The organism is Streptomyces sp. NBC_01288 (genome assembly GCF_035982055.1).
Classification (GTDB): Bacteria; Actinomycetota; Actinomycetes; order Streptomycetales; family Streptomycetaceae; genus Streptomyces.
On the sequence record NZ_CP108427.1, the window covers coordinates 3,017,028 to 3,041,628 of the forward strand.

The 24,601-nt window shown below is 69.6% G+C and carries 27 protein-coding genes; 2 read left to right on the forward strand and 25 right to left on the reverse strand.

Annotated elements, in window-relative coordinates; all coding sequences use genetic code 11:
- Window positions 1-42: 42 nt before the first annotated feature.
- From OG194_RS12860 to rpsB, 7 genes are all read right to left on the reverse strand, one after another.
- A complete protein-coding gene (locus OG194_RS12860; protein WP_327401010.1) occupies window positions 43-1,119 on the reverse strand; it encodes a thiamine ABC transporter substrate-binding protein in 1,077 nt (358 codons plus the stop codon).
- A gap of 201 nt (window positions 1,120-1,320) precedes the next feature.
- Window positions 1,321-2,427: a 23S rRNA (adenine(2503)-C(2))-methyltransferase RlmN gene (gene rlmN / locus OG194_RS12865; protein WP_327401011.1), complete on the reverse strand. Its 1,107-nt coding sequence runs from the start codon at window positions 2,425-2,427 to the stop codon at window positions 1,321-1,323.
- Between the two features lie 92 nt (window positions 2,428-2,519).
- Entirely contained in the window at window positions 2,520-3,710 is a 1,191-nt protein-coding gene (locus tag OG194_RS12870) for a phosphatidate cytidylyltransferase (RefSeq protein ID WP_327401012.1), read from the reverse strand.
- A complete protein-coding gene (frr, locus tag OG194_RS12875; protein ID WP_327401013.1) occupies window positions 3,710-4,267 on the reverse strand; it encodes a ribosome recycling factor in 558 nt (185 codons plus the stop codon). The genes OG194_RS12870 and frr overlap by 1 nt, the downstream gene beginning before the upstream one ends.
- Before the next feature lie 130 nt (window positions 4,268-4,397).
- Complete coding sequence (pyrH, locus tag OG194_RS12880; protein WP_033282640.1) at window positions 4,398-5,156, reverse strand: UMP kinase; 759 nt, start codon at window positions 5,154-5,156, stop codon at window positions 4,398-4,400.
- Window positions 5,157-5,360: 204 nt separating this feature from the next.
- Window positions 5,361-6,197 (reverse strand): translation elongation factor Ts, encoded by an 837-nt coding sequence (tsf, locus tag OG194_RS12885; RefSeq protein ID WP_327401015.1) that lies wholly within the window; start codon window positions 6,195-6,197, stop codon window positions 5,361-5,363.
- A gap of 194 nt (window positions 6,198-6,391) precedes the next feature.
- The gene (gene rpsB, locus OG194_RS12890) at window positions 6,392-7,375 is read right to left on the reverse strand and encodes a 30S ribosomal protein S2 (protein WP_327401016.1); all 984 of its coding nucleotides are present in this window, start codon (window positions 7,373-7,375) and stop codon (window positions 6,392-6,394) included.
- Window positions 7,376-7,654: 279 nt separating this feature from the next.
- On the opposite strand from rpsB, the gene OG194_RS12895 reads away from it, so the two are divergent.
- Window positions 7,655-8,236 carry a murein hydrolase activator EnvC family protein gene (locus OG194_RS12895; RefSeq protein WP_327401017.1) on the forward strand — a complete coding sequence of 194 codons (582 nt, stop codon included), beginning with the start codon at window positions 7,655-7,657 and terminating at the stop codon, window positions 8,234-8,236.
- A gap of 49 nt (window positions 8,237-8,285) precedes the next feature.
- On the opposite strand, the gene OG194_RS12900 is transcribed toward OG194_RS12895, so the two are convergent.
- The 18 genes from OG194_RS12900 to proS form a co-directional block, all read right to left on the reverse strand.
- Window positions 8,286-8,843, reverse strand: coding sequence for a TetR/AcrR family transcriptional regulator (locus tag OG194_RS12900; RefSeq protein ID WP_327401018.1), 558 nt, complete (start codon window positions 8,841-8,843; stop codon window positions 8,286-8,288).
- Window positions 8,844-8,961: 118 nt separating this feature from the next.
- The gene (gene whiG / locus OG194_RS12905; protein WP_019058710.1) at window positions 8,962-9,804 is read right to left on the reverse strand and encodes an RNA polymerase sigma factor WhiG; all 843 of its coding nucleotides are present in this window, start codon (window positions 9,802-9,804) and stop codon (window positions 8,962-8,964) included.
- A gap of 271 nt (window positions 9,805-10,075) precedes the next feature.
- The gene (gene dprA / locus OG194_RS12910) at window positions 10,076-11,308 is read right to left on the reverse strand and encodes a DNA-processing protein DprA (protein WP_327401019.1); all 1,233 of its coding nucleotides are present in this window, start codon (window positions 11,306-11,308) and stop codon (window positions 10,076-10,078) included.
- A 410-nt stretch (window positions 11,309-11,718) separates the two neighbouring features.
- Window positions 11,719-13,344 (reverse strand): YifB family Mg chelatase-like AAA ATPase, encoded by a 1,626-nt coding sequence (locus OG194_RS12915; RefSeq protein ID WP_327401020.1) that lies wholly within the window; start codon window positions 13,342-13,344, stop codon window positions 11,719-11,721.
- Window position 13,345: 1 nt separating this feature from the next.
- Window positions 13,346-13,708 (reverse strand): YraN family protein, encoded by a 363-nt coding sequence (locus tag OG194_RS12920; RefSeq protein ID WP_327401021.1) that lies wholly within the window; start codon window positions 13,706-13,708, stop codon window positions 13,346-13,348.
- Between the two features lie 128 nt (window positions 13,709-13,836).
- The gene (locus tag OG194_RS12925) at window positions 13,837-14,145 is read right to left on the reverse strand and encodes a DUF2469 domain-containing protein (protein ID WP_003965949.1); all 309 of its coding nucleotides are present in this window, start codon (window positions 14,143-14,145) and stop codon (window positions 13,837-13,839) included.
- 56 nt (window positions 14,146-14,201) lie between these two features.
- Complete coding sequence (locus OG194_RS12930) at window positions 14,202-14,741, reverse strand: NUDIX hydrolase (RefSeq protein ID WP_327401022.1); 540 nt, start codon at window positions 14,739-14,741, stop codon at window positions 14,202-14,204.
- Window positions 14,731-15,510, reverse strand: coding sequence for a signal peptidase I (gene lepB, locus OG194_RS12935; RefSeq protein ID WP_327401023.1), 780 nt, complete (start codon window positions 15,508-15,510; stop codon window positions 14,731-14,733). Before lepB (OG194_RS12935) ends, OG194_RS12930 begins: the two co-directional genes overlap by 11 nt.
- Before the next feature lie 78 nt (window positions 15,511-15,588).
- Window positions 15,589-16,563, reverse strand: coding sequence for a signal peptidase I (gene lepB / locus OG194_RS12940; protein ID WP_327401024.1), 975 nt, complete (start codon window positions 16,561-16,563; stop codon window positions 15,589-15,591).
- The gene (gene lepB, locus OG194_RS12945; RefSeq protein WP_327401025.1) at window positions 16,451-17,572 is read right to left on the reverse strand and encodes a signal peptidase I; all 1,122 of its coding nucleotides are present in this window, start codon (window positions 17,570-17,572) and stop codon (window positions 16,451-16,453) included. The genes lepB (OG194_RS12940) and lepB (OG194_RS12945) overlap by 113 nt, the downstream gene beginning before the upstream one ends.
- Entirely contained in the window at window positions 17,565-18,281 is a 717-nt protein-coding gene (gene lepB, locus OG194_RS12950) for a signal peptidase I (RefSeq protein WP_327401026.1), read from the reverse strand. Before lepB (OG194_RS12950) ends, lepB (OG194_RS12945) begins: the two co-directional genes overlap by 8 nt.
- A 45-nt stretch (window positions 18,282-18,326) precedes the next feature.
- On the reverse strand, window positions 18,327-18,677 hold the full coding sequence (gene rplS, locus OG194_RS12955; protein ID WP_019058701.1) for a 50S ribosomal protein L19: 351 nt from the start codon (window positions 18,675-18,677) through the stop codon (window positions 18,327-18,329).
- Between the two features lie 133 nt (window positions 18,678-18,810).
- Window positions 18,811-19,644, reverse strand: a complete 834-nt coding sequence (gene trmD / locus OG194_RS12960) for a tRNA (guanosine(37)-N1)-methyltransferase TrmD (RefSeq protein ID WP_327401027.1) — start codon at window positions 19,642-19,644, stop codon at window positions 18,811-18,813.
- Complete coding sequence (rimM, locus tag OG194_RS12965; protein ID WP_327401028.1) at window positions 19,641-20,231, reverse strand: ribosome maturation factor RimM; 591 nt, start codon at window positions 20,229-20,231, stop codon at window positions 19,641-19,643. Before rimM ends, trmD begins: the two co-directional genes overlap by 4 nt.
- An 82-nt stretch (window positions 20,232-20,313) precedes the next feature.
- A complete protein-coding gene (locus OG194_RS12970; RefSeq protein ID WP_005479813.1) occupies window positions 20,314-20,553 on the reverse strand; it encodes an RNA-binding protein in 240 nt (79 codons plus the stop codon).
- Between the two features lie 2 nt (window positions 20,554-20,555).
- The gene (rpsP, locus tag OG194_RS12975) at window positions 20,556-20,975 is read right to left on the reverse strand and encodes a 30S ribosomal protein S16 (protein WP_327401029.1); all 420 of its coding nucleotides are present in this window, start codon (window positions 20,973-20,975) and stop codon (window positions 20,556-20,558) included.
- A gap of 286 nt (window positions 20,976-21,261) precedes the next feature.
- Window positions 21,262-21,858 (reverse strand): hypothetical protein, encoded by a 597-nt coding sequence (locus OG194_RS12980; protein ID WP_019058697.1) that lies wholly within the window; start codon window positions 21,856-21,858, stop codon window positions 21,262-21,264.
- 260 nt (window positions 21,859-22,118) lie between these two features.
- Window positions 22,119-23,534, reverse strand: coding sequence for a proline--tRNA ligase (gene proS, locus OG194_RS12985; protein WP_327401030.1), 1,416 nt, complete (start codon window positions 23,532-23,534; stop codon window positions 22,119-22,121).
- 198 nt (window positions 23,535-23,732) lie between these two features.
- On the opposite strand from proS, the gene OG194_RS12990 reads away from it, so the two are divergent.
- Window positions 23,733-24,590 (forward strand): SAM-dependent methyltransferase, encoded by an 858-nt coding sequence (locus OG194_RS12990; protein ID WP_327401031.1) that lies wholly within the window; start codon window positions 23,733-23,735, stop codon window positions 24,588-24,590.
- The last annotated feature ends 11 nt before the right edge of the window (window positions 24,591-24,601 follow it).

The following is a 24,601-nucleotide window of genomic DNA, read 5'->3' on the forward strand; positions in this document are numbered from 1 at the left end:
GACCGAGCCGCGTCGCATTCCCCTTACGGGTCCGCCTCGGGGCTACTTCAGTACGAGCGAGGTCCACGACTTGACCCACTGGTCCCGGTCGGCGGCGATCTTCGCGGGCGCCATGGTCTCGGGGTCCGGGGCCTGGCGGCCGTACTTCACGAACTCCTGCGGCACCTGGGCGCCTTCGATCACCGGGTAGACGAACATGTTGAGCGGCATGTCCTGCTGGAACTCCTTGGTGAGCAGGAAGTCGAGGAACGCCTTGCCGCCCTTGGTGTTCTGGGCGTTGCTGAGCAGGCCCGCGTACTCGGTCTGCCGGAAGCAGGTGCCGTACGACACCCCGGTGGGCGCGGTGGTCGGCTTCGGGTCGGCGTAGATGACCTCGGCGGGCGGCGAGGAGGCGTACGAGACGACGAGGGGCCGGTCGCCGCCCGCCTTCTTGCCGCCGGCGGAACCGGAGAACTCCTGGTCGTAGGCCTGCTCCCAGCCGTCGACGACCTTCACGCCATTCGCCTTGAGCTTCTTCCAGTACGCCTGCCAGCCGTCGTCGCCGTACTGCGCGGCGCTGCCGAGCAGGAAGCCGAGGCCGGGCGAGGAGGTGGCGGCGTTCTCGGTGACGAGGAGGTTCTTGTACTCCGGCTTGACCAGATCCGCGAAGGACGTCGGCGGGGTCAGCTTGCGCTTGGTGAAGTAGGCCTTGTCGTAGTTGACGCAGATGTCGCCGGTGTCGATGGGCGTGACCCGGTGCTTGGTCTGGTCGACGCGGTACTCGGGCTTGACGAGGTCGGAGCCCTTCGCGTCGTAGGACTGGAAGAGGCCGTTGTCGAGCGCGCGGGAGAGCAGGGTGTTGTCGACGCCGAAGAAGACGTCGCCCTGGGGGTTGTCCTTGGTCAGGATCGCCTTGTTGACGGCCTGGCCGGCGTCGCCGTCCTTGAGGACCTTGACCGTGTAGCCGGACTGCTTCTCGAAGTCCTTGAGGACGCTCTTCGAGACGGCCCACGAGTCGTGGCTGACGAGGGTGACGGTCTTGGAGTCGCCGCCGCTGCCGCTGTCGGACGAGCCGCACGCGGAGAGCGTGAGCAGCCCGAGGCCGACGGCCGCGGCCACGAACGTCTTGGTGTGGTGCACGGTTGTTTTCCTCCTGGGGTGTCCAGGAAGAGACGCGGCCCTGCCCACAGGACGTGGGCAGGGCGCAACAGCAAGAGTGGTGACCGAACTTCCTACCCAGAATGACCTGGGCGAGGTTCAGAGGGTCTGCGGACAATCCCGCACTCTCAGCGCTGTGGCGCTCCCCTGTCGGAATATGAAGATGTACCTACGCCGGTCAGCCTACCGCTCGGTCGCGGCGAGCTGGCCGCACGCTCCGTCGATCTCCTGGCCCCGGGTGTCCCGGACGGTGACCGGCACCCCGTGGGCCGCGATGGCCTCGACGAACGCCTTCTCGTCCTCGGGGCGGGAGGCGGTCCACTTCGAGCCCGGCGTCGGGTTCAGCGGGATGAGGTTGACGTGCACGGGCTTGCCCTTGAGGAGGCGGCCGAGCCGGTCGCCGCGCCACGCCTGGTCGTTGATGTCGCGGATCAGCGCGTACTCGATGGACAGCCGGCGTCCCGACTTCGCCGCGTACTCCCAGCCCGCGTCGAGGACCTCGCGCACCTTCCACCGCGTGTTCACGGGGACCAGGGTGTCGCGCAGGTCGTCGTCAGGGGCGTGCAGCGAGATCGCGAGCCGGCACTTGAAGCCCTCGTCGGAGAAGCGGTGGATCGCCGGGACCAGTCCGACCGTCGAGACGGTGATCCCGCGCTGCGAGAGGCCGAGGCCGTCCGGCTCGGGGTCGGTGAGGGCGCGGATGGACTGGACGACCCTCTTGTAGTTGGCGAGGGGCTCGCCCATGCCCATGAAGACGATGTTGGAGAGCCGCGCGGGACCACCGGGGATCTCCCCGTCCCGCAACGCCCGCATCCCGTCGACGATCTGGTGCACGATCTCACCGGTCGACAGATTGCGGTCCAGGCCGGCCTGTCCGGTCGCGCAGAACGGGCAGTTCATCCCGCACCCCGCCTGCGAGCTGATGCACATGGTGACCCGGTCGGGGTACCGCATCAGCACCGACTCGACGAGCGTCCCGTCGAACAGCCGCCACAGCGTCTTGCGGGTGGTCTCCTGGTCGGTCGACAGATGCCGTACGACGGTCATCAGCTCAGGAAGCAGCGCCTCTTGCAGCTTGGCGCGCGAACCGGCGGGGATGTCGGTCCACTCCGCCGGGTCGTGCGCGAACCGCGCGAAGTAGTGCTGCGAGAGCTGCTTGGCGCGAAACGGCTTCTCCCCGATCGCGGCGACGGCTTCCTTGCGCTCGGCGGGCGTGAGATCGGCAAGGTGCCGCGGCGGCTTCTGGGCTCCGCGGGGGGCGACGAATGTGAGTTCTCCGGGCTTAGGCATGGCCCTACCAGTGTCGCAGACATACGAAGAGGGACTCGCCGCCCTGTGGACAACGAGCCCCTCACGTACAGAACCGCAGGTCAGACGGTATCTCAGCCGGATCCGACGAACAGCACCAGCAACAGCCACACCACCGGAGCGGTCGGCAGCAGCGAGTCCAGCCGGTCCATGATGCCGCCGTGGCCCGGCAGCAGCGTGCCCATGTCCTTGATGCCCAGGTCGCGCTTGATCATGGACTCGCCGAGGTCGCCCAACGTGGCGCTGGCCGCGACCGCGAGGCCCAGGATCAGGCCCTGCCACCAGCTGCCGTCGTCGATCAGGAACTGCATGCACAGCGCGCCCGCCACCATCGCGAAGGACACCGCCCCGAACAGGCCCTCGCGGGTCTTTCCGGGGCTGATGCGCGGGGCGAGCTTGTGCGTGCCGAAGCGCCAGCCGATGGCGTACGCCCCGGTGTCGCTGACCACGGTCAGCAGCAGGAACGTCAGGACCCGCCAGGCGCCGTCGTCGGCGGTGAGCATCAGGGCGACGAACGTGGCCAGGAACGGCACGTAGAACGCCGCGAAGACGCCCGCCGTGACGTCCTTGAGGTAGCCCTCCGGCGGCTCCGTCATCCGCCAGACGAGGACGGCGAGCGCGGTGAGCGCCATGGCGACCCAGGCGCCCTCGGGACCCCGGACGTAACCGGCGACGACCATCGCGGCGCCGCCGACCGCCAGGGGCACGAGGGGCGCCTTGATGCCCTTGCGCTCCTGGAGCCGCGAGGTGAGCTCCCACAGTCCGACCACGACGGCGACCGCTATCACTCCGACGAACGCGGCCTTCACCACGAAGAGGGACGCGATGATCACCACGGCCAGCCCGACGCCGACCCCTATGGCCGCACCCAGGTCCCGGCCCGCGCTCTTCTTCTGCGGGGCGGGCGCCGGTGGCGGGACGTCGGGCATGGGCTCCGGATTCTGCGGCACCGCCCCGTAGGGCTGAGCCTGCGGCGTGTCAGAGGGCTGCGTCCGCGGGTCGTACGGCTGCGACTGTCGTACGTCGTACGGCGGTTGCTGCGTCTCGTCGCGGAACAAGGGGCCGCTCAGCCGAGCGGCCCCCCGGTCGTCATCCTGGTGTCCGCCGTATGCGGGCTCGTCGGGCACGATGGGCATGGGGCGAGTCTGCTGCGCCTCAGGCGCATCGTACGTGGGACCCGCCGGGTCAGCCCCCTGGACAGGCCCCTGGTCGGACGGCCCCCAGTACCCGGCTTGTGGCGGTGCCCCCCAGGAAGAGTCGTTCATCAGACCTCTAGCAGCTCCGCTTCCTTGTGCTTGAGGAGTTCGTCCACCTGGGCGACGTACTTCGCCGTGGTGTCGTCGAGCTCCTTCTCCGCACGACGGACCTCGTCCTCGCCGGACTCCTTGTCCTTGACGAGCTTGTCCAGGGCGTCCTTGGCCTTGCGGCGGACGGCGCGGATGGACACCTTGGAGTCCTCGGCCTTGGCCCGGGCGACCTTGATGTAGTCCTTGCGGCGCTCCTCGGTCAGCTCGGGGAACGTCACCCGGATGATGTTGCCGTCGTTGCTGGGATTGACGCCCAGGTCCGAGTCGCGGATCGCCTGCTCGATGTTCCGCATCGCGGTCTTGTCGAACGGGGTCACCACGGCCATCCGCGGCTCCGGTACGGAGAACGAGGCCAGCTGGTTGATCGGCGTCAGCGCGCCGTAGTAGTCGGCCACGATCTTGTTGAACATCGCCGGGTGCGCACGGCCGGTGCGGATCGCGGCGAAGTCCTCCTTGGCGACCACGACGGCCTTCTCCATCTTCTCCTCGGCCTCGAGGAGGGTCTCTTCGATCACCACTTGCTCCTGCGTGTCTTGAGTAGGCCCGGCTGCTGTGCTGTGTCGGCGTCGGCGGCCGGCTGCGTCGCGTCTTCTTCCTGCACGGTTCCCGACCGGCAGGACATTGTCCATCCCCCGGTCAGGGTCATCAGCCCTGGCTGCCTTGGTCACCCACAAGCGTGCCGATCTTCTCACCCTTGACGGCGCGGGCGATATTGCCCTCCGCCAGAAGCTCGAAGACCAGGATCGGAAGCTTGTTGTCGCGGCACAGCGTGATGGCGGTCATGTCCGCGACCTTGAGATCCTGGGTGATGACCTCGCCGTAGCTGAGCGAGTCGAACTTGACGGCTTCGGAGTTCGTCTTCGGGTCGGAGTCGTAGACCCCGTCCACGCCGTTCTTGCCCATCAGCAGCGCCTCGGCGTTGATCTCCAGGGCGCGCTGGGCGGCGGTGGTGTCGGTGGAGAAGTAGGGCATGCCCATACCGGCGCCGAAGATGACCACGCGGCCCTTCTCCAGGTGGCGCACGGCGCGCAGCGGGATGTACGGCTCGGCGACCTGGCCCATGGTGATGGCGGTCTGGACGCGGCTGTCGATGCCCTCCTTCTCCAGGAAGTCCTGGAGGGCGAGGCAGTTCATCACCGTGCCGAGCATGCCCATGTAGTCGGAGCGGGCGCGGTCCATGCCGCGCTGCTGGAGTTCGGCGCCGCGGAAGAAGTTGCCGCCGCCGATGACGACGGCGACCTCGGCGCCGTCCCGGACGACGGCCGCGATCTCACGGGCGATCTTGTGCACCACGTCGGGGTCCACGCCCAGGCCGCCGCCTCCGGAGAAGGCCTCTCCGGACAGCTTCAGCATGAACCGGCCGCGTACCTTGCCGTCGTCGCTCTTCTGGGGCTTGGTGGTCATGGAGTTCTCGCCTCTTCAACGTGGTCGCACATACGAAGAAGGCCACTGCCGGTGGGGTGTCTGTCGCATCCCATGCTCGGCAATGGCCTCCTCGTCAGATCTGCTGTCGTCCGCCACGCGCGCGTGCGCGGCGGCGTACCGGGCCGACTTCTGACGACCCTAGCGGGATTCCGCGGGGCGTCGCGCGTCGATCGCGGTACGGACTCAGATGCCGACCTTGATGCGCGTGAAGCGCTTCAGGGTGACACCCGCCTCGTCCAGAACCTTCTGGACGGACTTCTTGGGGTCGAGCGCGTACGGCTGACCGAGCAGCGTCGCGTCCTTGAAGAAGCCGTTGACGCGACCCTCGACGATCTTGGCGATCGCGGCCTCGGGCTTGCCCTCGGCGCGGGTGACCTCCTCGGCGATGCGGCGCTCGGACTCGACGACCTCGGCCGGCACGTCGTCCTTGGCCAGGTACTTCGGCGCGAAGGCGGCGATGTGCTGGGCGACACCGCGGGCGGCCTCGGCGTTCGGCTTGTCCAGCTCGACGAGGACACCGATCTGCGGGGGCAGGTCGGGCATCGTGCGGTGCATGTACGCGGAGACGTAACCGTCGGTGTACTGGGCGAAGCGGTCCAGGACGATCTTCTCGCCCAGGTTCGCGTTGGCCTCGTCCACGAACGCCTGAACGGTCTTGCCGGGCTCGATCTCGGACGCGAGCAGCGCCTCGATGTCGGCCGGGGCACTCGCGGCGACGTGCTGGGCGATCTGGTTGGCGACAGCCTGGAACTTCTCGCCCTTGGCGACGAAGTCCGTCTCGCACTTCAGCTCGACCAGGACACCGGAGGTGTTGTCGTCGGCGATGACGGAGACCACGGCGCCGTTCTCGGCGGAGCGGCCCTCGCGCTTGGCGACGCCCTTCTGGCCCTTGATGCGGAGCGCCTCGACGGCCTTCTCGACGTTGCCGTCGGCCTCGTCCAGCGCCTTCTTGCAGTCCATCATGCCGGCGCCGGTGAGCTCGCGGAGCTTCTTGACGTCGGCGGCGGTGTAGTTCGCCATGATCTGAAAATCTCTTCTCGGAGTTCGAAGTCTCGAAGTCGGCGGCGGCCGCGTGGTGAGCGGGCTTCCGCCAAAGATCTACGGGCTACGAAGATCTAGGGGCTGTGGATGAACGGCGGGTGGCGCGGTCCGCACCACCCGCCGTCACTTCAGTCAGCCCTTTGGCCCGGAAGGTCAGGCCGTTGGCCGGAGGATCAGGCCTGCTCGGCCTCGGCGGCCGGAGCAGCCTCGACCTCGGCGGCGGGGGCCTCGACGACCTCGGCAGCGACCTCGGCGGCAACCGGAGCCTCGTCGGCCTGCTCGGCGTCGGCGACCTTCTCCGTCTCGGCGGAGGTCTGCACCTCGGCCTCGGCGGCGGGGGCCTCGGCGGCGGGGGTCTCGGCGGTGGGGGTCTCGTCGGCCTTCTTCTCACCCTCAAGAAGGTCGCGCTCCCACGCGGCGAGCGGCTCGCCGGCGGCCTTGTCACCCTTGGCCTCGGTGGCGACACCGGAGCGGCTGATGAGGCCCTCGGCGACGGCGTCGGCGATCACGCGGGTGAGCAGGGTGACGGAGCGGATCGCGTCGTCGTTGCCCGGGATCTTGTAGTCGACCTCGTCGGGGTCGCAGTTCGTGTCGAGGATGGCGACGACCGGAATGTTGAGCTTCCGGGCCTCACCGACCGCGATGTGCTCCTTCTTGGTGTCCACGATCCAGACGGCGCTGGGAACCTTGGACATCTCGCGGATACCACCGAGGGTCTTCTCCAGCTTGGCCTTCTCGCGCGAGAGCACGAGAAGCTCCTTCTTGGTGAGACCGGACGCGGCGACGTCCTCGAAGTCGATCTGCTCCAGCTCCTTGAGGCGCTGCAGACGCTTGTAGACGGTGGAGAAGTTGGTGAGCATGCCGCCCAGCCAGCGCTGGTTGACGTAGGGCATGCCGACGCGGGTGGCCTGCTCGGCGATGGCCTCCTGCGCCTGCTTCTTCGTACCGACGAACATGACCGTGCCGCCGTGGGCGACGGTCTCCTTGACGAACTCGTAGGCGCGGTCGATGTACGACAGCGACTGGAGCAGGTCGATGATGTAGATGCCGTTGCGCTCCGTGAAGATGAAGCGCTTCATCTTCGGGTTCCAACGACGGGTCTGGTGACCGAAGTGGACGCCGCTTTCCAGCAGCTCCCGCATCGTGACGACGGCCATGGCCGTTCTCCTTGATTTACTCGGTTGTGCCGCGAGCACCGGACGGCACTCGCGCCTGACGCCCACGTGCGCGTGCCCAGAGGACCGAGGAGCGCTGACACCGGTTTCGTCTTGCGACGGAGGACCAGATGCCGGGGCGTGCGAAGTCGACCCGGTGACCCGGATCGCCAAAGGAAGTGTACGGGACCCGCGAGGCACCGGGTGACGCCGTTGTCCACAACCCCACGCCGGTCCACAGGTCCCGGCCATGATCGGCCCGACTACGGCACGGTTTGTGCCATGCGAACGCGACGACGTCGACGACCTGTGCGCGCAGCCCTGGCGTCACTGCTGGGCCTGCTGCTGACCCTCCTGACCTGTACGGCCCGGGCGAACGACAGCCCACCCCCCGCCCCCGGAGTCCCGCCCCCTTCAGTACCGGCCATCGCCCACACCTGGCCGGTCGGTTCCCACCCCTTGGTCCTACGAGGCTGGGAGCCCCCGGCGACGGTCTACGGCCGGGGCCACCGAGGCGTGGACCTGGCGACCCCGGCCGGCGCCGAGGTACGGGCGGTGGCGGCGGGCCGGGTGTCCTTCGCGGGCCGGGTCGCGGGGAGAGGGGTGGTCGCGGTGGAACTGACGGGGACGGATCTCCGCACGACCTACGAACCGGTGAGCACGACGGTGAAGAAGGGGGACGAGGTGGCGGCGGGCGGGGTGGTCGGGACGGTTGAGGTCACCGGCTCACACTGCGCGACGTCGTGCGTGCACTGGGGCTTGCTGAGAGGGGAGGTGTACTTGGACCCGCTGGGGCTACTGCCGCCGTGGCTGCTGAACAGGGGTCCTTCACGCCTGTTGCCGGTATGTGGAGCGCCCCTTTAGGGGCGCGGGGAACTGCGCGCCCAACCCCCACCGGCCCCGCACCCGAAACTCACCCCAGAACCCCCCGCAAAGCCATACTCACCGCAGCCTCAGTAATCACCGACGGATCCTCAGCCGCCCCCAGCTCAATCCGCCGCACAGCCGCATCGACAACACCCTGAACCAACATCGCCGCCAGCCGAGGCTCCGCATGCCCCATATCCGAGAGCGCCGAGACGATCATCGCCACCAGCCCCCCATGCGCGGCCCGGATCTTCTCCCGAGCCCCCGCGTCGAGTTCGCTCGCGGAGATGGCAACCACAGCCCGATGCCGCCGATCCCCGACCAGGGCAAGCTGCTGCCGTACGTACGCCTCAACCTTGCCCTCGGCGGAGCCGGCCCCCTCCATCGCGGAAGACACATCCGCCGCCCACACGGGAAAGTCGACCTCGCACAGCTCCTCGACGACCGCGGCCCGAGAGCGGAAGTACTCGTACACGGACGACCGCGCGAGCCCCGTCCGCTCGGCCAGGGCCGGGAACGTCAGCGCCTCCGTCCCGCCCTCGGACAGCAGGGAACGAGCCGCGTCCAGCAGGGCGGCTCGCTGCATCGACCGGTGCTCGGCCACGGAGGCCGCTCGAATCCTTGGCACGTCAACCACTCTACGGACGGCGCACCCCCGGCGGGAGTGACCCCGGCCATGCAGGCACGATTCTGCGAGGTCGAGAAGGCCGTACGGCTTTCGCTCAACGGCCGAAACTCGCCAGCTTGGCGCGCAGCTGCAGCACGGACTTGGTGTGGATCTGGCTGACCCGGCTCTCGGTCACCCCGAGCACGTTGCCGATCTCGGCGAGGGTGAGGCCCTCGTAGTAGTACAGCGTGACGACGGTCTTCTCCCGCTCGGGCAAGGTGTTGATCGCCCGCGCCAGGAACCGCCGCAGCTCCCGCCCCTCGGCCACCTCCACCGGGTTGTCGGCGGCGGTGTCCTCCAGGGTGTCCATCAGGCTGAGCCGGTCGCCGCCCTCGCCGCCGGCGTGCAGCAGCTCCTCCAGGGCGACCACGTTCGCCAGCGACAACTGGCTGAAGACGGCGTGGAGTTCCTCCACCGCGATGCCCATCTCGGCGGCCACCTCGCCCTCGCTGGGGGTGCGCCTCAGCCGCGCCTCCAGCGTGGCGTACGCCCGCTCGACGTTGCGCGCCTTCTGGCGCACCGAGCGCGGGATCCAGTCCAGGGCGCGCAGTTCGTCGATCATCGCGCCCCGGATGCGGGTGATCGCGTATGTCTCGAACTTGATCTCCCGCTCGATGTCGAACTTCTCGATCGCGTCGATCAGTCCGAACACCCCCGACGACACGAAGTCCGCCTGTTCCACATTGGGCGGCAGCCCGACGCTCACCCGTCCCGCGACGTACTTCACGAGCGGCGAGTAGTGCAGGATCAGCTGCTCACGCAGCCGCTCGTCGCCCGTCGTCTTGTACGACCGCCACAGCTCGTCGAGCGTCGAGGGAGCGGGCGGCCGGACGCTGCCACCGTCGCGGGCGGCTGGGGGGATCGCCGCCCGGTCGGACCCGGAGGTGTGCTGGGGCATTCGTCGCCTTGTGCCGTTCTGCCGTGAAGTGGGGGTGCCTGGGTGAGCTGTCGGAGTGATGGGGAGATGCCGGTCTGTGCCGGAATCCCCGTGAGCGTAGCGTGACTGGAGTGTCGCGGTGTGCGAAGGGCGGGGCCCGGACCGGGCACGGACGCGTTCGACGGGGTGCCGGAACGAGTCACTCCGATCGCTCTGCGTGATCATCGGAATGCGCCAACTGCGGGAATTCCCAAGGGTGTCGGGGTTCCCCCGGACGGCCGAACACACTCGGTCAGCGGCGCCCCCGATCGGGCCGGACCGAGATCATCGCCTGGCGTGTCAACTTCCAGCCGTCGCCGTGTCGTTCGACGTAACCAAGTGCTCGGAGTTCGTACAGTCTCGCGATCGCGTCGTCCTCCGTGGTCTGCGCACCGCGCGCGATCTCCCGTGGCGGCGCGACCCTGTTGCCGGGCAGTGCGGCGAGGATGCGCCGGGCGGCAGGCTCCAACAGGTCGCGCGGGAGCACCGGTCCGCGTCGGTCCGGGGCCAGTTCGCCCATGCCGCCGACCAGTTCGACGATTTCCGCCGTGTCGGTGACCAGCACCGCGTCCCCGCGCAGGAGTTCGTGCACCCCGGCGGACAGCGCGCTCGTGGCCGGCCCGGGCACCCCTATCGTGTGGCGCCCCAGCCGCTGCGCGGCCCGCGCCGTGACGAGCGACCCGCTCCGGTACGCGGCCTCGACCACCACGGTGCCCCTGGTGAGCGCGGCGATCACCCTGTTCCGGAGGATGAACCTGCTCGGCGTCGGATGCTCGCCGGGCGGCAACTCGCCCACCACCAGCCCCTGTTCGGCGATCCTGCGGATCAACTCGGCGTGCCCGCGCGGGTAGGGCCGGTCGACGCCGCACGCGAGCACGGCGACCGTGACACCGGTCGCGCCGAGGGCGCCGCGATGAGCGGCACCGTCGACTCCGTAGGCGCCCCCGGACACGACCACCCAGCCGCGTTCGGCCAGTCCGGCGGCAAGGGTGGCCGCCATGTGCGCGCCGTACTCGGTACAGGCGCGGGCGCCGACGACGGCGACCGACCTGAGTGCCAGCACCCGCAGGTTGGGATGCCCGCGCACCCACAGTCCGATCGGCCGCGCGTCCCCGAGATCGTCGAGCTGGGCAGGCCACTCCACGTCACCGGGACACACGAACCGGACGCCCGAATCCCGCGCGACGGCCAAGTCCCGCCCGGGCTCGACCAGTCCGGCCCGTGCACACAGCCCGGCCCACCGCTTGTCGGTCACCCCGGTGAGCTGCGGCCCTCCGCTCCGCAGCCGCCGGGCCACTTCCACGGCCCCCAACTCCCGGATCCACCGGCCACCGACCTCGTCGCCGGGTTCGACGACCCGGGCCAGGAAGACACGGGCGAGCAGGTCGTCGCCCGCGTCCTGGGCCCCGGTCCGGTCATCAACCCCGGTCGCATCGTCGGCCCCGGTCCGGTCATGGGTCCCGACCCAGTCATCGGCCCAGGTCACGTCGTCGGCCCCGTTCCGGTCATCGGTCCTGGTCCGGTCATCGGTCCAGGTCACACCGTCGGCCCCGATCGCATCACCGGTCCCGGCCCCGCCATCGGCGCGGACGCGGCCATCGACCCCGGTCACGCCACTGGTCCCGACCCGGCCGCCGGCCCCGCTCATTTCACCGGCCCCGGTCGCGCCATCGGTCCGGGCCCGGCAATCGGCCCCGCCAGCGCCATCAGCCCCGGCCCGATCAGGACTCGCGGCCCGGCCATCGGCCCCCATCCGGTCGCCAGCCCCGGTCGCGCCATCGATCCGCGCCCGGTCATCAGCCCCGCCAGCGCCATCAGCCCCGGCCCGATCAGGACTCCCGACCCAACCATCGCCCCCCGTCCGGTCATTGACCCCGCCCGTGCCACCGGCCCGGGTCATGTCATCGCCCCGATGGCCATCGGCACGCCTCGCGGTACGCCCGTGCGTAGTTGGAGCGCGAGGGCGACATCGGTCGCGCCGGGTCGGTCGTGGCCGACCAGATCCGCGACCGTCCAGGCCACGCGCAGCACCCGGTCGAGCCCGCGCGCGGTGAGCGCACCGCGCTCCAGGCTGCGCTCGGCCTCGTCCATCGCCCCGCGCTCGGCGTGCCAGCGGCTGCGCAGTTCACGGCCGGGCACCTCGCTGTTGGTGCGCCAGGGCGTGTCCGCGAGCCGCGCCGCCGCCCGCTCCCTGGCCGCCCGCACCCGGTCCGCGACCGTCGCCGTGGACTCGCCCCGCGAACCGCGCCCGGTGAGCTGGTCACGGGTGACGCGGTCCACCTCCACCCGCAGGTCCACCCGGTCGAGCAGCGGCCCGGAGAGCCTGGCCTGGTACCGCCGGATCGACATCGGCGCGCACTCGCACAGATCGTCGGTCTGCGAGAAACGGCCGCACGGACACGGGTTTGCGGCCAGCACCATCAGAAACCTCGCCGGGAACCGCACGACGCCCGCACTGCGCGCGATCACCACATGCCCGGCCTCGAGCGGCTGCCGTAGCGCATCCAGCGCCTGGCCGCTGAACTCTGGTGTCTCGTCGAGGAACAGGACCCCTCGATGGGACAGCGACACCGCCCCAGGCCGCGCGATCCCCTGTCCGCCCCCGACGAGGGCCTGCATCGTGGCCGAGTGGTGCGGGGCGCAGTAGGGAGCGACGTCGATCAGGGGTTTGCCCGGGGGCAGGAGGCCCGCCACCGAGTGGACCGCCGTGACTTCCAGGGACTCCTGCCTGCCGAGCCGGGGCAGGACCGCGGGCAGTCGCTCCGCGAGCATCGTCTTCCCGGCCCCCGGTGGGCCTTCGAGGAACAGGTGATGGCCGCCGGCCGCCGCGACCTTCACCGCCGTCCGTGCCGAGAACTGGCCGACGACATCCGCGAGGTCATGCCCCGGGTCGTGCTGGGACGCGCCCAGGCTGTGCATCCCCGTGGCAGCCCCCGTACCGGGCATGCGCAGCCCGGCGAGCAGCGGGTCCGGGCGTCCCAGGTCGTCCGGATCCTCGTCCGGTACGGGTTCGTCGGCGAGTACGGCGATCAGCTGCCGCAGTGTGCGCACGCCCAGGACGGACACCCCGGGCACGAGGGACGCCTCGGCGGCGGCGCACTCCGGGACGACGACCTGTTCGTAGCCGGAGTCGGCCGCGGCCAGTACGGCGGGCAGGATGCCCCGGACCGGCCGGACCCGTCCGTCCAGGCCGAGTTCGCCGATCATCACGATGTCGGCGAGCACGCGCGGATCGATCCGCTCGGCCGCGCCGAGGACAGCCGCCGCCACGGCGAGGTCGAACCCGCTGCCGCTCTTCGGCACCGATGCCGGGCTGAGCCCGACGGTCAGTTTCTTCTGCGGCCAGGGCGCGCCCGAGTTGACGACCGCGGCCCGCACCCGGTCCTTGCTCTCCGTCAGGCTCTTGTCGGGCAGTCCCACCAGCGTGAACGCGGCGACGCCCGGTTCGAGGTCGGCCTGGACCTCGACCACCACACCTTCGACGCCCACCAGCGCCACCGAACACGTACGAGCGAACCCCATCTCAGACCACCCCCCGGACGTGCTCGACCACGGCCCTGCCGCACTGGGGCACGACGACACCCACCAGGTCGATGCGGACCCCTCCCGGCGGGGCTCCGCCGTGCGCGTGGATCCATCGCTCGGCGAGGCCGCGTAGGCGCTCCGCCTTCTTGGGCGTGACGGCGGCCATCGGGTGCTGGAAGGCACCCCTCCGCCGGGTCTTGACCTCGCAGACCACCAGGACGTCGCCGTCCCGCGCCACGATGTCGATCTCTCCGGTCCTGCCACAGCGCCAGTTGCGCTCCAGGACCGTCATACCGGCCTCGATCAGCCGTCGTGCGGCGACCGTCTCGCCGAACTTGCCGAGTGCACTGCGTGCGTTCATGTCGGCACCACCTCCGGCACCAACCGTCACGCGGAACGGCCCACCAAGTGGATCTTGGTGGGCCGTTCAGTGATTGTGGAGAACTCCGTCACCCACACGGGTGAAAACCACCCCGCGGGTACCCGCCGTCACCCGCCCGGCAGCTCCAGGTCGCTCTTGTTCAGCTCCTCGATGTTCACGTCCTTGAACGTGAGCACGCGGACCTGTTTGACGAAGCGAGCCGGTCGATACATGTCCCACACCCAGGCATCCGCCATGGACACCTCGAAGAACACCTCGCCCTGGACCGAGTGCACCTGCATCTCGTAGTCGTTGGTGAGGTAGAAGCGCCGTTCGGTCTCGATCACATATTTGAACAGACCGACGACATCTCGGTACTCCCGGTAGAGCTTCAGCTCCATCTCGGTCTCGTACTTTTCGAGGTCCTCGGCGCTCATGGCATGTTCCCCTTCACCCGTGCGATCCCACCATTGTGCGCCAGTCCCGTAAGCCCCTAGACGATTTCGGTGTCGAGGGTCACGGGCCCGGCCGGGGGACCTTCGTCGAGCAGCCTGCGGAGCAGCTCGGCGAGTCTGGTCGGATACACCGTCTCATGCGCCCGGTCCAGTTCCCGGTACGTCCACCAACGCGCTCCGGAGACGCTGCGTCGCTCCAGTTCGGTGAGGGCCGTGGCGCCGGGCACGCCCTCGGCCGTGGCGGGCGTCCTGGCCAGGTAGTACCACTCGTCCTGGTCCCAGCGGCGGCCCGCGAACGGGAAGGAACACGTCCGCGTCCACAGCACCGGGCCGAGTTCGACCTGGGTGATGCCGGTCTCCTCCGCGAGTTCCCGTAGGGCGGCCTCCTCGTGGGTCTCGTCGCCCTCCAGGCCGCCGCCCGGCGTGAACCACCAGTCGTCGGCCGGATCGTCCGGCTCATGGCCGTGAAGCAGCAGGATGCGGTCCTGCGGGTCGAGCAGGACGACCCGGGCGACCTTGCGCAGGCCGCCCTCGTACGAGTCGCCGTACGGACCCTCCTCGGTGGCCTCAGCGGGCACCGGCGGGCTCCGTCCGGGTGCGGGCGCGGCGGCCGGCCGCCAGCTTGGCGATCGGGCCGTAGGCGCCGCCGCCGAGGACGAGCACGGCGCCCGCGACGATGACGGCGAGGATCGCGCCCAGCGGGCCGGGGTGGGAGAGGCTGCCGAGCGGCTCGAAGCCGGTGGGGCGCTCCAGCATGCCCTTCATGGGCCAGACGACGGCGTCCACGCGGGCGCTCACGGCGCTGCTCGCGACGGTGCCGCCGGCGACGTCCGTGAGGTGGGCGCTGGAGTCCAGGGAGCCCTGGCGTTCGTCACCGAGGAGGAAGAGGCGGCCCTTGGGGACCTTCACCGTGGGGATCGTCTTGTCCTCGGCCGCGCCGCCCTTGAGGTAGTCCTCGGCGATCTGCTTGCCGTTGACGACCAGCTTGCCGTTCGTGCAGCAGGAGACGGTGTCCCCGCCGACGGCGACCACGCGCTTGACCACGGGCGCGTTCGTCACCCAGGTCTTGTCGGTGAAGACCACGACGTCGCCGCGGCGCACCTCGTCGCCGTCGACCCGCTGGGCCAGCACCCGGTCGCCCGCGTCGATCGTCGGCGTCATCGAACTGGTCGGCACCGTGTACGGCCGGTAGACCACCGCTCCCCAGCCGAAGCCTCCGAGGAACAGCACAAGGCCCAGCGCGACGGCCAGTCCGGACAGTCGCTGTCCGGTCCGGCTGCCCACCGGGCCCTTGCCTGTGCCACCGCCGGTACGCGGGGCCGTACGTGTTGCGCTCTCGCCACCCATGGGTCCGCACCCTACCCGGCGGTACCGAGGGTGGTCAGCCCTTCCTCCGGGACCGAGGTCACAAGCTCTACAAGGCCTTTACTCGTCCTTGCCCGACCGCTTGCGACGCCACAGGACCAACGGCAGGACACCGACGAGGGCGAGACCCTGCGGAGCGGCCGTCAGCAGACGGGAGGCGGAGGCCTGGGTGTTGATGCCCGCCTGGTCGAAGGTGTCCGGGATCGGCAGCGTGTCCCAGCGGTTGATGGGCCAGGCCTTGACGATCGCGCGGCCGACGACGTCCTTCACCGGGACCATGCCGTGGTGCTTGTCGGACTGGTTGTAGCGCGAGTCCCGCGAGTTCTGCCGGTGGTCGCCCATCACCCAGATGTCACCCTTGGGGACCTTGACGGTGAACTGGCCGCCCTGGTCGTCGTTGGTGCACGGGGTGTTGCCGGGGTAGACGTACGGCTCGTTCAGCGCCTTGCCGTTGACCGTCAGCGGGCCCGTGCCGCTACAGGAGATGGTGTCGCCGCCGACGCCGATGACCCGCTTGATGAGGTCCTTCTCCTGCGCGGACGGCATCAGACCGATCCAACTGAGCACCTTCTGAAGGGCGTTGGGGTTCGCCGCCGGCTCACCCGCCAGCCAGTCGTCCGGGTCGTGGAAGACGACGACCTCGCCGCGCTCGGGCTTGGAGCCGAACCACGGGGTGAGCTTGTCGACCAGGACGCGGTCACCCTGCTGGAGGGTGTTCTGCATCGAGTCCGAAGGGATCGAGAACGCCTGCACCAGGAAGGTCTTGATCAGCAGCGCGAGGACGAGCGCGATGACGACCAGGATCGGCAGCTCCTTCCAGAAGGAGCGCGGCTTCCTGGGCTGCGGGGTCGAGTCGCCCGGCCCCTGCTCCTCGGTGCGGGTCGCGTCGCCCGGCGCCGTACCGTCCTCGTCGGCTCCGGAGTCACTCCCGGAGGTCACGGCGCTGTCCGCGACCGGGTCGGGTGCTTCCACGGGACGTCCGTGGTGCTCCTCGCCGTCGTGTCCGGACCGTGCGCCAACCGCCACATCCCCCACGCCAACTCCTTACTCTGTGCCACCGCCTGCCCCATCCTCGGCGCAGGCCCACCACTCCCATAACGAGCGGGAGTTCCGCAGGGCTCGGGAGTTGGACCGATCCGTTCGGATCGACCGGGGCAACCCTATGCGACAGTTCGGGACCGGCGGTCGTCCCCGACACGGAGTTGGAAACCGATGCGAAGGTTTTAGGTTCGTTCAGGCTGGTCCAGTGGCCCATCGGCCAGGCGATCACCTTCGCCCGCCCCACCACCGAACTGAGCGCGACCGTTCCTCCGTAGCTGGTGTTCTGGTGGGCTCGGGAGTCCGCCGAATTTCCGCGGTGGTCGCCCATCACCCACAACCGGCCCTTGGGAACGGTGATGTCGAACGCCGTTTCGGACGGTGCGTTCCCGGGATACAGGTAGTCGGCCTCGGTCAGCGGAACGCCGTTGACGGTCACCCGCCCTTCCGAGTCACAGCACTTGACGTGGTCACCGCCGACGCCGATGACCCGCTTGATGAGGTCCTTCTCGTTGTCGGACGGCAGCAGGCCGATGAACTGGAGGCCTTCCTTGACCTGCTTGACCACGACGGGGTCGTTCTTCTTGGTGGTCTCCTCGTCCCCCAGCCAGCCGCCCGGGTCGTGGAAGACGACGACGTCACCGCGCTTGGGCTCGGAGCCGAACCACGGGGTGAACTTGTCGACCAGGACCCGGTCGCCGACGCGGATCGTCTGCTCCATGGAGCCCGACGGGATCACGAACGCCTGGAGGAGGAAGGTCTTCAGGACGAGGGCTATGAGGACCGCGACGCCGACCAGGAGGGGTATCTCCCGGACCGCGGAGCGCCGTCGGCGCCGCTTGACCTTGCGCTGGAGCTTGCGCCGCTCGGCCCGGCTGCGGCCGGCTCCCCCGGCCGGGGCCGGCGCGCCCGCGCCCGCGCGCCGGAAACCGGTCGGCAGCAGGTTCTCGTTCCCGAAGGAGCCGCCCGGCGGCGTCGCGCCGCGCGGCCTGCCACGGTTACCCATGGGCGCCGTCCGGGGCGGGTACGCGGGCATAGGCGCCGGGTCGGACGAGGTGGGTCCAGTGCCCGGCGGGCCAGACGATCCAGTCGGCTCGCCCGATGACGTCACCAACAGGAATCATGCCTCCGCCCGGGTCGCCCAGGTGGTCCCGGGAGTCACTTGAGTCGCCGCGGTGGTCACCGAGGACGAACAGCGTGCCGTCGGGCACGACCACGTCGAAAGCCACGGTGGACGGAGCGTCCCCGGGGTACAGGAACGCCGTCTCGTCGACCGACCGCCCGTTCACCTCAAGCCTCCCCTTCTCGTCGCAGCAGAGCACGTGGTCTCCCCCCACACCCACAACGCGCTTGATGTAGTCGGCGTCCCCGAAATAGCCGGTTCCGTCGAACACGACGATGTCGCCGCGCCGCGGATGAGCACCGAAACGGTACGCCAACTTATTTACGAGAACGCGGTCGCCGATCCTCAATCCGGATTCCATGGATCCGCTGGGAATTTGGAAAGGCTGGAGCAAGAAGGTGTTGAGCAGCAGCACAAACACCAGACAGACCAGGGCAGTCAGGGTGATCCGGCCACCGGGAAGCCACTCGGCGGCACGCGACACCAACGCGAAACGCGACCGGTCCTCCGGCCCTCCGGTGTCCGAGGTGTCCTCGGAGTCGGAAGGGCGGGAGGAGCGGTCGCGCTCCGTGTGCTGTGCTTCGGTGTCCATCGGAGCCAGATGTTATCCGGCCCCGATATGAACCCCGTATCAAGCTCAGTTGTCGCGCTTCTCCTTGATCTTCGCGGCCTTGCCGCGCAGGTCACGGAGGTAGTACAGCTTCGCGCGACGGACGTCACCACGGGTCACGAGCTCGATCTTCTCGACGATCGGGGTGTGCACCGGGAAGGTGCGCTCGACGCCGACGGAGAACGAGACCTTGCGGACCGTGAAGGTCTCGCGGACACCGGCGCCCTGGCGACGGATGACTACGCCCTTGAACTGCTGCACACGGGAGCGGTTGCCCTCGATGACGCGGACGTGGACGTTGACGGTGTCACCCGGGCGGAAGGCCGGGATGTCGGTGCGCAGCGAGGCGCCGTCGACGATGTCGAGCAGGTGGGACATTTCGTCTGCTTTCTTCATCGATGCCACAGGTCACCGACGGGAGATAGGTGTAGTGAAGGAAGCTGTCCGTGTCGGGGCGGGCGTCATGTCCCCCTGTGGCAGGGGCGCACGCCGGACGACGCACAACAGCGACCTATTCTTCCACGCCGTCCGGCCTGCGCCAAAATCGGCCGTACGGCTCCCCCGCCGGGTCCGGTGACCAGCCCAGGATCGAGAGCATCTCGCGGTCCTTCTTGTCGAAGGTCTTGGGCTCGCAGCGCTCGATCAGGTCCGGGCGGTGGGCGGCCGTGCGCTTGAGCGCCTCGTCGCGCCGCCAGCGGGCGATCTTGCCGTGGTGGCCACTGAGCAGCACGTCCGGGATCCCCTGGCCGCGCCACTGGGGCGGCTTGGTGTAGATCGGCCCCTCCAGGAGGTTGGCCATGGCCCCGGGCGCGAAGGAGTCGTCGCGGTGGGACTCGGCGTTGCCCAGGACACCCGGCAGCAGCCGTGCCACCGCCTCCGTGACGACCAGGACGGCCGCCTCCCCGCCGGCGAGCACGTAGTCGCCGATGGACACCTCGTAGACGGGCATCCGCGTCGCGTACTCGTCGATGACCCGCCGGTCGATGCCTTCGTAGCGGGCGGGCGTGAAGACCAGCCAGGGCCGCTCGGAGAGTTCTACGGCGAGTTCCTGGGTGAAGGGCCGGCCGCTGGGCGTGGGCACGATGAGCGCCGGCGCGCCGGAGCCCGTCTCGTAGCCGTCGGCCAGGACGGTGTCCAGGGCATCGCCCCAGGGCTCGGTCTTCATGACCATGCCGGGGCCGCCGCCGTAGGGGGTGTCGTCGACCGTGTTGTGGCGGTCGTAGGTCCAGGAACGCAGATCATGCACGTGCACATTCAGCTGTCCACGCACGCGTGCCTTGCCGACGAGGGAGACGTTCAGCGGTTCGAGGTACTCGGGGAAGATCGTGACGACGTCGAGCCTCATGCGTCGGCGTCCTTGGAAGAGTCGTCCCCGGAGGCGTCTTCCTCTGAAGGGTCTTCCTTGGAGGACACGATCTCCGCCTGGTCGTCGATCAGCCCGGGCGGCGGGTCGATGACCGCGCGCTGCTCCTCCAGGTCGATCTCGACGACGATCGACTCGACGAACGGGATCATCACCTCGCTGCCGTCGGGACGCTCCACGATGAAGAGGTCCTGGGAGGGCAGGTGCGAGATCTCGGTGATCCGGCCGACCTCCTCGCCGTCCTTGGTGACGACGTCGAGGTCCATCAGCTGGTGGTCGTAGTACTCGTCCTCCTCCTCGGGCAGCTCCTCGGGATCGATCTCGGCGATCAGGAGGGTGTTGCGCAGGGCCTCGGCGCCGGTGCGGTCGCTGACGCCCTCGAAGCGCAGGAGGAGGCGGCCGCTGTGGACGTGGCCCGTCGCGATGGTCAGGGGGCCGGTGGAGGCGGGTTCGGTGGCCAGGACGGCGCCGGGCGCGAGCCTGAGTTCCGGCTCGTCGGTGCGTACCTCGACGGTGACCTCGCCCTTGATGCCGTGGGCACGGCCGATACGAGCGACTACCAGCTGCACTGTGCTTGATCTCCTGTAGTACGACGACGGGCCGGGGACGGCCCGCAGGCCCTCCCCGGCCCGAGCCGGTGTGCGATAAACGTCAGCGGACGTGGTCCACGTCGACAAGGTCGACGCGGACACCTCGGCCGCCGATGGCGCCCACGACGGTGCGCAGAGCGCGAGCGGTGCGGCCGTTGCGGCCGATCACCTTGCCGAGGTCGTCGGGGTGCACCCGGACCTCCAGCACGCGCCCGCGACGCAGGTCGCGCGAGGCGACCTGCACATCGTCAGGGTTGTCGACGATGCCCTTCACGAGGTGCTCGAGAGCCTCCTCGAGCATGCTCAGGCCTCGGTCGACTCGGACTCGGCCGCGGCCTCGTCCTTCTTGTCGGCCTTCTTCTTCTGGGTGATCGCCTCACCCTTGCTCGAGTCGTCGCCACCGAGGGCTTCGAACACCGGGCGGGCGGCCTTCGGCGCGGCCACGAGCAGCGGAGCCGGGGCCGGCAGGCCCTTGAACTTCTGCCAGTCGCCGGTGAGCTTCAGGATGGCGAGCACGGGCTCGGTCGGCTGCGCGCCGACACTCAGCCAGTACTGCGCGCGGTCGGTGTCGACCTCGATGCGCGAGGGGTTCTGCACCGGGTGGTACAGACCGATCTCCTCGATGGCCCGGCCATCACGGCGGGTACGGGAGTCGGCGACGACGATGCGGTAGTGAGGCGAACGGATCTTGCCCAGACGCTTCAGCTTGATCTTGACTGCCACGGGAGTGGGTTCTCCTGGTTTTGACGAGGTTGGGCACGGCGAGATGGCCGCGTGGGGTTGCGGTACCCGAGTGCCCGATGGACGCGTCAGCCGGAGGCGAGAGGGTTCCTGTGCGGCTGTCGAGTACAGCTGGCCATTGTGCCACACCCTGGCGGTCGGTCCGACCGGGGAGGATGCCCCCGCATGCCCCCGCCCATGCGGAAGCGACACCCGGCGCCGGGAGGTGACCGGCGCGGGTGTCCGCAACCCGACCTGCGGGATGCGGCTGCCACGAGCAGCCGCTTCCTCAGGCCGCGCCCACGACCTCCGGGATGCGGAAGGGCTTGCCGCAGCCCCCGCACACGATCGGCGCCTGGGCCAGCACCGACGGGACGACCCGTACGTTACGACCGCAGTCGCACACCGCCTTGACGCGGACGCCGCCACCGGACGAGCCGTGACGGGCGGCCGGGCCGCGGAAGGTACGGGAGGTGTCCGCCGAGGTGGCGACGGTGTGGGCCTTGAGCGCGCGCTGGAGGCGCTCGATCGTCGGCCGGTAGCGCCGCTTCGCCTCGGGGTTGAGCTGGACCAGCGAGAAACCGCTGCTGGGATGCGGTTCGTCGGGGTGGTCCAGACCCAGCTCCTCGGCGATCGCAAGGAATCTGCGGTTGTGGTAGCGGCCGGCGCGGGACGTGTCACGCACGCCGCGCGAAGCGGCGATGCCATGGACTGCCTCATGCAGCAGTCGCTCGAAGGAGAGCTCGTGCCCGCAGGCGGACGACGACTCTCCGATCAGGGACTCGGGCGCGGCCAGATCGGGCAGTTCGGGGTGGTACCGCTGAATATCGGCCCACGCCTCTGCCAGCTCTGCGGCGAGAACAGGTGGTGTCTGTGTCGTGCTCACGTAATGACAACGAGCCGGAGTGCCCCTGTGTTCCGATTCCGGGGCATCCCAAATAATTTGCACGTACCCGTCAGTTGCCGCTGATGCGTCCGGAGGAGGGCGGGTGCGCTGATCTGCGGAGAAGCCTCACAGCTCATACCAAGCTGGTGCGTAGTCCTCCGTACGACCCGGCGCGTAGACGGTGTCCGCACGCCGGGGTAGCCGCACTCCGCCGTTGCGCAAGAGGCGTTTCGGTCGCTCTCCCGCCGGAGGGGCGCTCCTTAGTAGGCGCGCGCGACGACCGCGACGTTACCGGGCGCCTTGTCGTCGTCCGGCACCGACCCGTCCTCCGCGACCAGACACCGTACGGTCACCGCGTGCTCGGCCAGCTCAGCCTCGCCTTCCTCGCCGAGCGTCGCCCACGAGATGCGCGCCCAACCGCCGGCGGTGGCTGCCTCGACGGCCTCCGCGATCGTCGACACCTCCGAGGTGCGGGACTCGCGCCGCTCGCGGGACTGCCTCAGCAGCAGCGCCTGATCCTCCTCCAGGACTACGGGAAGCAGCCCTACGAGAGAGTCGATCGCCACCGGCTCCTTGCCTCCGGGGATGCGGCGGGCCAGCATCGCCGTGCCGTTCTCCAGGTCACGGGGTCCGACCTCGATCCGTACGGGGACACCCTTCAGCTCCCAGTCGACGGCGCGGCGCCCGAAGGGGATGTCCGTGCGGTCGTCGACCCGGACGCGGACGCCCGCCGCCTTCAGCCGAGCCCCGATCTCGCGGACCTTGGCCAGAACCGCCTCGTCGCCCTTGATCGCGAGGACGACGACCTGGATGTGGGCGAGCCGCGGCGGCACCCGGAGTCCGTCGTCGTCGCCGTGCATCATCACCAGGGCGCCGATCATGCGCGTGGTGGAGCCCCAGGAGGTCTGCCAGACGAGTTCCTGCTTGCCTTCCTTGGACAGGTACTGCGTGTTGAAGGCCTTGGCGAAGTTCTGGCCCAGCTCGTGACTGGTCGCCATCTGCAACGCCTTGCCGTCGCCCATCATCCCTTCCAGGGTGAGGGTGTTGATCGCGCCCGCGAACCGCTCCTTGACCGTCTTGCGGCCCGGTACGACGTCCATCGCGAGGACGTTGACCATGAAGTCCTCGTACACCTGACGGTGGATGTGCGCGGCGAAGTCGCGCGCCTCCTCGTAGGTCGCGTGCGCCGTGTGGCCCTCCTGCCAGAGGAACTCGCTCGTGCGCAGGAAGAGGCGGGGCCGCAGCTCCCAACGGACCACGTTCGCCCACTGGTTGATCAGCAGGGGCAGGTCGCGGTAGCTCTGCACCCACTTCGAGAAGTACTCGTTGATGATCATCTCGGAGGTGGGCCGGACGACCGCGGGCTCCTCCAGCTCCTTGCCGCCGCCGTGCGTGACCACGGCCAACTCGGGCGCGAAGCCCTCGACATGGTCGGCCTCGCGGGCGAGGTAGGACTGCGGGATCAGCAGCGGGAAGTAGGCGTTCTCGGTGCCCGTCTCCTTGATCCGGGCGTCCATCTCGGCCTGCATCCGCTCCCAAAGGCCGTACCCGTACGGTCGGATGACCATGGAGCCGCGCACCGGACCGTTGTCGGCCAGTTCGGCCTTGCTGATCAGATCCTGGTACCAGCGGGGGAAATCGTCCGCCCGCGGTGTGAGTACGGGTGCCTTGGCCATGGCGCGATGGTACGGGTCCACGTTGCCGTCATGTGAATTCTCGCCACTCGCACAGGGAAGCCACAAGCCGGGCCCCACAACCCCTGGACGCCGTAGCGCGTGCGGAGTTTGCTGGCATACGGGGGAAGTGCGGGCGCACATCACGGGGGCCTCGGAAACGGGCACGGCCACATCTCTCGGCGGATTGGGGCGCTTTCCATGACACCTACGCTCGTGCGGCAGTACCTGCCTCATGCGGGGCCTGCGCCTCGCGTGGACCTGGGTGCACGCGCGCGTGACTGGTCCGAGATCCAGGAGCGGATGCTGGTGCCGCTCCACGAAGCGGTCTACGAGCGACTGGAAGTGGGATCCGGTACCCGGCTGCTCGGCCTCGGCTGCGGCTCCGGGCTCGCCCTGCTGATGGCGGCCTCCAGAGGCGCGACGGTCACCGGTGTCGAGCGTTTCTCCCCCGAACGCCTGGCTCTCGCCCGCGAGCGACTGCTGCCGGCCGCCTGGTCCCCACGCGCGCGTGGGGACATCCGGCTCGTCCACGGCTCCCCCAGGGACGCGGCCGGCGCGGAGACGCCCGCGTACACCCTGGTGACCGCCTTCGAGCCCATCGGGTGCCTCGCGGGCGACGCGGAGGGACTCGGCGACATGCTCGACGCCGCGACCCCGCTCGCCGCGCGCGGGACGCCCGTGGTGCTGGCGGGCTGGGGTCCGCCGGAGCGCTGCGCGACCGCGTCCGTGCTGCGGGTGGCCACCAGGCTGGCGGACCCGCTGCGCGGTACGGGCAGCCCGCGTCCGGTGCTGCGCGACGACTTGGAGGAGGTCGCCCACCGCGCGGGCCTCCGGCCGGACGGCTCGGGCCGGGTGGCCTGCCCCTTCGGGTACGCCGACGTCGAGAGTGCCGTACGGGGGCTGCTCTCGACGGGACTCTTCGACGCGGCGATCGTCGCGACGGATCAGGCGCAGGTGGACAAGGAGTTGGCGGAGGCGTTGCATCCGTATCGTCGGCCGGACGGGACGGTGTGGATGCCGAACGTCTTCCGGTATCTGATCGCGCGTACGACCTGAGGATGACTCAT